Origin of the sequence: Acinetobacter sp. TYF_19 (assembly GCF_043105125.1) — a bacterium.
In the GTDB taxonomy this organism is placed as follows: Bacteria; Pseudomonadota; Gammaproteobacteria; order Pseudomonadales; family Moraxellaceae; genus Acinetobacter; species Acinetobacter johnsonii.
Window position 1 is genome coordinate 71072 of sequence record NZ_JBICLH010000075.1, and the last position, 7742, is coordinate 78813.

Here is a 7742-nt window from a genome sequence, read left to right on the forward strand (position 1 = left end):
TCTCAAAATATTTTTATTAGGCAAAATTTATCATAAATATATTTTTTGGTAAATAAAACATGCTGAATTTTAATAATAAATATTTTTAAAAATTTAATATGGCTAATTATTAATCCGTGCTTAATAATTAACTTATTTGGCGCTGATTTGATGTATTTGACAAGTCAGGAAGACTTAAATCTGTCCCTACCAAGTAGCTAAAATCAGCCAAAGACAACATTTGTTTATCTTCAATGCTATTTCCATAAGCATAAACGGCATGGTAATTATCTAGCTCATATTTTTCTTGGATACGTTGAGCTTTGTACTCACAGCTACAGTCCGCAGTCAGATAGCGCCCTGTATAGCGTTGCTGGTCTTGTTCAACTTGGGTACAGATCAGATCGATTGAGAGGATTTCACACACATATTTTAAATAGATATCAATTGAAGCAGAGACCAAAACTATATCATCGCCCAAACTTTGGTGTTGCTTTAGTTGGCTATAAAGTGCTGGGTTAAGTCCTTTGATTAAGAGTTCTGCATAGCGTTTTGCATAAGCGTCAATTTCGCTCACTTCAGCTTGCTTAAACATCGCATGGAAGAGTTTAGAGCGCATATGATGGGCAGGATAAAAACCTAAATAATAACTTTGAATATAAGGCAGAACTTTTAAGCCTTGTAGAGCAATATGCCGTTTTGAATGTACATAGAAGATGAACCCCGTAAAACTGTCTTTGTCATACAGGGTGCCATCAAAGTCAAATAAGGCTAGATTTTTATGCGCTTTGCACGTTGCATGCATGTTTGATAACGTCCATTGACACGAGTGGCAAACCAGTTGGTATTATAGTCACGGCTGAGCTTTGGGCCAGAAATGACGACTTCTGGCATCATGGCATAGAAAGGTTCTTTTTTAGTGACTTCTTGATACAGTTTAGCCACAGCGCGATAGGTTGCTGTATCTTCAAATTTCTTCTCTTTCTCTTTTTTCAGGTCAGAGCGAATTTGACGTGGAGTAACCAAAATATTGTGCTGAGCAAAAACACTTATGAGTTCACGCTCTGATTGACTCTTTGCAGATTTAGGTGAGCCATCTTTGCCATAAAGTAACAAGTCACCGTCTAAATCAAGTTCTGCTTCAGTTAAGTCATTCAACATACTTTGGAAAGCGGCATTTCGACTTGAGTACATGCCTGAGTTATAGTCGGCGAAACGGTAGAGCGGTTTGTCATAGTCAGCAGGGTACATCATCAGTCGGTGGATGCCGTAGTACAGACCACCATATTGGCTATAAAGGTCGGTACGTAGGTCAGCCATGCTGCCACCTTCACGTTTATTTTCTTTGGCATAACCGATATGCACTTGCATTGAACCCAACGTGGTAATTGGGTTCATTTTTTCGCCTACGTCCTGACCGACAAGTTTGGCTGCACCTGTGAGTGCACTAACGTGATAGTGCTTTGACATATAGTCAAAAATTTCACGGTACAGTTCATCCAGTTCGCGTTCTGTTTTAACGCGGCGCATTTGGCTTAAATAGTTATCTTCAGGACTCGGTTGCTCTTTTAAAACTTGTTGGAAATAGCCCGCAATCGTGCCACCGATAGCATCGCCGAGCTTATCTTTAAATTTTTCATCTAAACGATCTTGGACTTCTTTAACCGCTTTTTCACCTAAACCGTAAACTTGTGGGTCTGCAACAAAGTTAGACTCTTGATCAACCACGGCAATGATCGAACACATATTCTCTTTATTTTGAGGAATACCAAACTGCTCTGAAATATCGTATATATCTTCAGCCCATGAACGGCGGTCATTTACGCGTCCGGGAATGATGCGTGCGATTTGTTCAGCATTGAGCTTAGGCTCATCATCTGTCCACCATGAACGATCACCGCAGGCGGTTAAGCCTATAGATATGGCCAAGACACTTAGTGTTTTTAAACCAGAAGAAAGAAACAGCTTTTTATTCATAAACAGAGAACACATGATAAAAGGTGAGCCGAAACAGCAGGTGCAGTATACTATGTCGGTCGAAAAAGTGATGAATTTATATGTATATTGGTCGGTATCAACTGTCAAATCATTTGATTGTTGTTCTGATGGTTGATCCTAGACAGTATCGTGGACAACAAATCCCTCTAAATTCTTGAAATATTTCTGTTCAAAGGCTTCTGGGCTTAACCAGCCGTTTGCAGAATGTCTTCTGATTCGATTGTAATAAATCTCAATATAGTCAAACAAGACAGCATTCGCTTCTTTTCGAGTGGCAAACACACTGCCATGGACCACATGACCTTTCAATGTATGAAAGAAGCTTTCAGTCACTGCATTATCCCAACATGAGCAGTATACTGCGCAAGACTGCGTGACATACTTTGAACGCAGTTATTCGTCAATAATAGCGCCCTAAAATCACGACTACAGTACTGTGAGCCTTGGTCCGAATGTACCATGACACCCATTGGATACCCCTGACGAGCCATTGCATAATGAAACGCATCACACACCAATTGACGGTCTATTCGATGGTTGGTTTGCCAACCGACAATACGACGGCTGAATAGATCCAGCATCACACATAAATACAGCCAACCTTGCTTAGTACGGATATAGGTAATATCCGTTGTCCAGATCTTATTGGGTTCATTGACCGTAAATTGACGATCCAACAAGTTAGGCGCTGTAGGCAAACGATGGTTTGAATCAGTCGTATGCTTGTATTTACGTGCAATCCTGCTACGTAAACCAAGCTTTTTAAGCATTCTTCCAACGGTTCGTTCGCTCATGCTGTAACCTAAATCATGCATGTCATGTACCAATGAAGGTGCACCCAATCGTGCATGATGCTGCCAATACACGGCTTTTAAATCATTATATTTCTGCGCTAGATTGGTCTGGCGTTTTCGCCAGGCATAATAGCCTGAAGTGCTGACACCCAGGCATTTACAGGCAGAAGATACAGTGACTTCATTCACATCCAGATCTTGAATTACCGTGTACTTTTCTTGGCATGATCTGTCAGAAAGTACACATGCGCTTTTTTTAAGATGTCATTGGCGTCCCTGAGCTGTTTGACTTCTTTCTCTAATTCTAAAATCCGCTGTTGTTCTGATGAAAGTTGGCGTTTGCTTGAACCCGCCGGATTGATTTCACGAATCCATTTATCCAATGTTGAATAACCAACACCTAATTTCTGGGCGATTGCAGCTAAAGATTCGTGCGAGTTTGAAAGTGCATAATCAATTGCTTGCTGTTTAAATTCAGGACTAAAACGTTTAGCCATTTCTTGAATCTCCAAAGATTAAAGTTACGTTATCTTTAGAGGGACGTGCTGTCCATTATTTTGTCTAGGATCATTAATTTTTGGCGACATGCAGAAATGAAAATATAGGATGTCATCTATCAAGTTGAGTTGATTTTAGGAAAGACAAATTAGCTAGAAGCAGGCAAATAAGCTTTATTTGCTTTTAGTGAAGATTTTCTTATCAATATGGATAAAAAAGCATTTCATGTGGGGTTGAGTGGTAGCAATAAAATAATATGTTAAGGTCTATCTATTGCACGCTAAAAAGCTTATAGTGATAGTGTATCTGAATTATTTATTTTATTGTATTTACTAAAGTTATTTCGCAATTGATTCAACTCTGCGGTTTATCCGATGTATATGATTTAAAAGATTAATTCTTATATTTTTCAAAATTTAAGAGAATATTTATGTCAAACATTACAACTGGTACCGTTAAGTGGTTTAATGAAACTAAAGGCTTTGGTTTTATTTCTAGCGATACTGGAGAAGACGTTTTTGCACACTTTAGCGAAATCCAATCAAACGGTTTCAAAGTGTTGAATGAAGGTCAACGTGTTCAGTTTACGATTGTAGCTGGCAAGAAAGGCCCTCAAGCAAGCTCTATCACAGTAATCTAAGAATATTGTGAATTAAAAAACCCGCTTCAGTTAGCGGGTTTTTTTAATGGCAGCTTATTTACTATTCGGTTGTTAAGGCGTCGTACGCGCACTATCTTTAGGGGGTGAATGGCTTATTTAAAAAACATATGAACAAATATTAATTGATCTATAAGAAATCTTTTGAAGGACTTATTAAAAATAGTAGAAAAATCCCTAGATAAAGGGATTTCAATGCCAAGTAATCAATATGAGAATAGGAATGAGGTGAAATTGTGATATTTGCTATGACACCGTAAAAGACTCTAGGAACGAGTTTAGTGATGAAAGTGTAAAAGCTGACTCGGAAAAATGGAGTGATCTATGAGTATTGTTGAATTATATGAAGTGAAGCGCCACTTACACTATGCCGATGATAGCAATGATGCATCATTAAAAAGCTTTATTGTTGCTGCTGATGCTATAATTAAAAATTATATTACAGATAATTTTGGATCGGAATATCCATCTGCCATTAAACAAGCTGCTTTACTATTAATTGAATACTGGGAACAGCACAGAAAAGATGGGGGAGAGGTATCTGTGAATGGTAACTACCTCCCAATACCCGTACTCTCTTTGCTTAATCTATATCGTAAGCCCACTGTTTGATAGGTGATGTAGATAATTGTATGTATCTTTAGGTAGGCATATTTGAAATTATGATAATTGCAATTGAGAATTATTTGCATTTATTGGGTTTGTGCGTTAGAATCAATTTCAAGAATAAAATAAAATTTGACAATGATGTTTCATTAACCCAGCTCTATTGATTCTCCAGAGGCTGGGTTTTTTATCTACTTTAACAAAGAAAAAAATTAGGTTAAATTATACCAATTGTTAAAATAAATATGAGAAGAATAGACCATGAATAAAAAATTTGAATTACATGTACTCAGCCAAATCTATGACTTTCTAATTGAAAGAGAAGGATTCACTGCTCTGAATCTTCATTTTAAGGTTATGGAATTTTTTAGGGAGTTACATGTAGGGGATAAGAGAGATTTTGTTATTTTGGCACCGAATAAAATTTCAGGTAATTTCGGTGAGGTTACTCATATTCATTTATTAAATATTCCACATTTCCATGAAAAGGACAAATTCATTCATTGGGCACATAAAGCTCTAAATCGCCAAGCGTCTCATCTGTAAAGAAAGAGAATGGGGTTGTTTCATAAATTAAACATTGAAATCTTTAGATTTTGATAAGTTATATTTTTAAATCGTGCTAGGCAAAAATGATGAAAATATTTGCAATAGTAAGTTTAGTTTTAATGCTGGGATTAACGGCATGCCAAAAAAGAGATACAGATACGAAAGAGCAGGATAAAACTACAACGCCACATTCCATGGATAAAGATCAGTAAGAAAAAGCTCGCCAAATGGTGGGCTTTTTTAAGAGTTAAAATGGTATAGTAGTGCTGTCCTTTAAGTACTTTTTTCTATGTCTGAAACCTATAAATACATTTACACCCAAATTAGTACATTTGGATCATTACCTACACATAAAGTTCTTATAAGTAGTATGGGAAGGAAGACAAAATTAGTTTTCGCTGATAATACTTTTGTTTATAGTACAGTTTCAGATTGGGCTTTAAGTCATTCGGGTCTTGATTCAAGAAAATCAATATGGTCTGAAGAGCCTAAGTCATTTTTAGACAGTGAAAAAACAAGATTAAGCGTCTATAGAGCCTCACATCCCGCTTTTATCACTGAAGCAAGCATTGGTTAAGCACTAGAATTTGTATGTTGCTCATGTAATAACTGCTTATATTACAAATAAAGTTTGCTTTGTGGGTGCTTAGGGCGTATAAAGCTAACTCGTTGATGCGGGATGGAGCAGTCTGGTAGCTCGTCGGGCTCATAACCCGAAGGTCGTTGGTTCAAATCCAGCTCCCGCTACCAACGAAAAAGATTCAAAGTTTATAGCCTAGTCTTCACAGATTAGGCTTTTTTTATGGCTGGTTAATTTTATACATAGCGGTTTCTAAGAACGTGCTTTTATACAAGTTACTGGAATGGTGTGTAAGCAGTGAAAGCACAGTATTTCTAGAAACCATCAGAGTTGTAAGTGACGTAAAACAGGTTTAAGTCTTATTCTGATTCTAAAGGCATAATGGGTTTCCCAAATAAACCAATATTTTTATCCCCCCATTGTTTTAATGCAACCAAAATAGGTGCTAAAGAAGTGCCGAGTGTTGATAATCGATATTCTACTTTAGGAGGAACAACGGCATAAACCTTTCGTAGAATCAGTTGATCCTCTTCAAGTTCACGTAATTGTCTAGTGAGCATTTTTTGAGTGACATTTGGAATTTTCTTCCTCAGTTCATTAAACCTTAAAACATCATCTTCTAATAAATGCCATAAGATAATACTCTTCCATTTACCATCAAGTAAGCCTATGGCAGCTTCAACAGAACATCCTGGTGTGCAATCAAAACGCGAATGTTTTAGCTTACCCATTTCAATAGTATCCTTTTGGTAACTATAAGACGAATTTGTCTGTATAACTTAAAAAAGAATATTAAGTAAACTCAAATAACAAAACAAGAGGACAAGTGAATGAAGGCTATTTCTTATATTGACGGTATGGATCATGGATTTCAAAATCCACTGGTAGATATTGAAAAAGCGATGCCGAGCTTAAAAGATCGGGATTTGTTGGTTAGAATCAAAGCGATCTCGGTTAACCCTGTCGATACTAAGGTTAGACGAAACCCTGTCGCAGCAGGCAACACACGTATCTTAGGATGGGATGCAGTGGGTGAGATTGTTGAAGTCGGTTCTGGCGTGCAACACTTTAAAGTCGGTGATCAGGTCTGGTATGCGGGTGATTTAACTCGGGATGGGAGTAATGCTGAATATCAAGCAGTCGATGAGCGTATTGTTAGTTTAAAACCACAAAGTCTGAGTGATGTTGAAGCTGCTGCGCTGCCATTAACCGCTATTACAGCGTGGGAAATGTTATTTGATCGTTTCAATGTTGATTTGGTTAAATCTGATAATATTTTAGTAATTGGAGGCGCTGGAGGTGTAGGATCTATTGCGATTCAATTACTCAAAGCGAAGACAAATTTAAAAGTTATTGCTACAGCATCTAGGGAAGAGACTAAAGCATGGGTTAAGTCTTTAGGGGCTGACTACGTCATCGATCATACCGAAGATTTAAACACGCAAATCAAAGCACTGGGTTTAGACGCACCTCGATATATTTTTTCAACCAATCAAACAGAAACGTATCTTCCTCAAATTTCTAAGCTTATTGCTCCACAAGGTAAGTTTGGCTTAATTGATGATCCGAAATCAATGGATATCGTTGAGTTTAAGTCTAAGTCAGTTTCTATACATTGGGAGTTCATGTTTACACGTTCAATGTTCAATACTACAGATATTGAACAACAATCTCAGCTCTTACATCAGGTTGCAGAACTGGTGGATAACCACAAAATTAAAACCACCCTGAATCAGACTTTAGGCAAAATTAATGCGAAAAATTTAAAACTTGCTCATGAACTGATTGAAACTGGCCGAGCGAAAGGAAAAATCGTTTTAGAAGGCTTTTAACTAGTTTTAAGCTCAACTTAAATAAGTAGGTTAATTTTTAAGTTAAACACTTGAAATTATACAATTAGGATCAATATTCTCAGCAAGGCCATTCTGGGGTTCAGCGCACTAGGGTGGCTTTTCTCTTTTTGAAATCAGTTTCGTTCTTACACATATAACAAAGAGCCTAGAATAATTTTTCAATTCATTTAATGTTATGTTATAACGTTTCTTTTTTGTGGGGTGGAAAATGAAACACACAACTTTGA

At 37.1% G+C, this 7742-nt stretch carries 9 protein-coding genes, 1 tRNA gene and 1 pseudogene; 7 read left to right on the top strand and 4 right to left on the bottom strand.

What is annotated here, in order from left to right; translation table 11 throughout:
- Positions 1-127 precede the first annotated feature (127 nt).
- The 3 genes and pseudogenes from ACF8FD_RS11150 to ACF8FD_RS11160 all read right to left on the bottom strand — a co-directional run bounded on the left by ACF8FD_RS11150 (position 128) and on the right by ACF8FD_RS11160 (position 3268).
- Positions 128-784, bottom strand: a complete 657-nt coding sequence (locus ACF8FD_RS11150; protein ID WP_178929026.1) for an HAD-IB family hydrolase — start codon at positions 782-784, stop codon at positions 128-130.
- Entirely contained in the window at positions 751-1956 is a 1206-nt protein-coding gene (locus tag ACF8FD_RS11155; protein WP_087014302.1) for a DUF1615 family protein, read from the bottom strand. The genes ACF8FD_RS11150 and ACF8FD_RS11155 overlap by 34 nt, the downstream gene beginning before the upstream one ends.
- Positions 1957-2094: 138 nt before the next feature.
- Positions 2095-3268, bottom strand: a pseudogene (locus ACF8FD_RS11160) (IS3 family transposase).
- 431 nt (positions 3269-3699) lie between these two features.
- Between ACF8FD_RS11160 and ACF8FD_RS11165 the strand changes: the two are divergent.
- From ACF8FD_RS11165 to ACF8FD_RS11190, 6 genes are all read left to right on the top strand, one after another.
- Positions 3700-3909: a cold-shock protein gene (locus tag ACF8FD_RS11165; protein ID WP_004693516.1), complete on the top strand. Its 210-nt coding sequence runs from the start codon at positions 3700-3702 to the stop codon at positions 3907-3909.
- A 342-nt stretch (positions 3910-4251) separates the two neighbouring features.
- Positions 4252-4539 (top strand): head-tail connector protein, encoded by a 288-nt coding sequence (locus ACF8FD_RS11170; protein WP_234304854.1) that lies wholly within the window; start codon positions 4252-4254, stop codon positions 4537-4539.
- Between the two features lie 255 nt (positions 4540-4794).
- On the top strand, positions 4795-5079 hold the full coding sequence (locus ACF8FD_RS11175; protein ID WP_234304855.1) for a hypothetical protein: 285 nt from the start codon (positions 4795-4797) through the stop codon (positions 5077-5079).
- A gap of 89 nt (positions 5080-5168) precedes the next feature.
- Positions 5169-5294, top strand: a complete 126-nt coding sequence (locus tag ACF8FD_RS11180) for a hypothetical protein (protein WP_017397253.1) — start codon at positions 5169-5171, stop codon at positions 5292-5294.
- Between the two features lie 77 nt (positions 5295-5371).
- Complete coding sequence (locus tag ACF8FD_RS11185; RefSeq protein WP_081313236.1) at positions 5372-5659, top strand: hypothetical protein; 288 nt, start codon at positions 5372-5374, stop codon at positions 5657-5659.
- Positions 5660-5755: 96 nt separating this feature from the next.
- Positions 5756-5832 (top strand) — tRNA-Met (locus ACF8FD_RS11190).
- Positions 5833-6021: 189 nt separating this feature from the next.
- On the opposite strand, the gene ACF8FD_RS11195 is transcribed toward ACF8FD_RS11190, so the two are convergent.
- On the bottom strand, positions 6022-6393 hold the full coding sequence (locus ACF8FD_RS11195) for a helix-turn-helix domain-containing protein (protein WP_004693511.1): 372 nt from the start codon (positions 6391-6393) through the stop codon (positions 6022-6024).
- Between the two features lie 99 nt (positions 6394-6492).
- Here ACF8FD_RS11195 and ACF8FD_RS11200 point away from each other — a divergent pair, with 99 nt between their 5' ends.
- A complete protein-coding gene (locus ACF8FD_RS11200) occupies positions 6493-7494 on the top strand; it encodes a zinc-binding alcohol dehydrogenase family protein (protein WP_392453399.1) in 1002 nt (333 codons plus the stop codon).
- The last annotated feature ends 248 nt before the right edge of the window (positions 7495-7742 follow it).

What these genes read in the sequence shown, in the direction of transcription:
- ACF8FD_RS11150 (WP_178929026.1), bottom strand. Translation starts at nt 784, where the DNA reads ATGCATGCAACGTGCAAAGCGCATAAAAATCTAGCCTTATTTGACTTT.
- ACF8FD_RS11170 (WP_234304854.1), top strand. Translation starts at nt 4,252, where the DNA reads ATGAGTATTGTTGAATTATATGAAGTGAAGCGCCACTTACACTATGCC.
- ACF8FD_RS11185 (WP_081313236.1), top strand. Translation starts at nt 5,372, where the DNA reads ATGTCTGAAACCTATAAATACATTTACACCCAAATTAGTACATTTGGA.
- ACF8FD_RS11155 (WP_087014302.1), bottom strand. Translation starts at nt 1,956, where the DNA reads ATGAATAAAAAGCTGTTTCTTTCTTCTGGTTTAAAAACACTAAGTGTC.
- ACF8FD_RS11175 (WP_234304855.1), top strand. Translation starts at nt 4,795, where the DNA reads ATGAATAAAAAATTTGAATTACATGTACTCAGCCAAATCTATGACTTT.
- ACF8FD_RS11165 (WP_004693516.1), top strand. Translation starts at nt 3,700, where the DNA reads ATGTCAAACATTACAACTGGTACCGTTAAGTGGTTTAATGAAACTAAA.
- ACF8FD_RS11195 (WP_004693511.1), bottom strand. Translation starts at nt 6,393, where the DNA reads ATGGGTAAGCTAAAACATTCGCGTTTTGATTGCACACCAGGATGTTCT.
- ACF8FD_RS11200 (WP_392453399.1), top strand. Translation starts at nt 6,493, where the DNA reads ATGAAGGCTATTTCTTATATTGACGGTATGGATCATGGATTTCAAAAT.
- ACF8FD_RS11180 (WP_017397253.1), top strand. Translation starts at nt 5,169, where the DNA reads ATGAAAATATTTGCAATAGTAAGTTTAGTTTTAATGCTGGGATTAACG.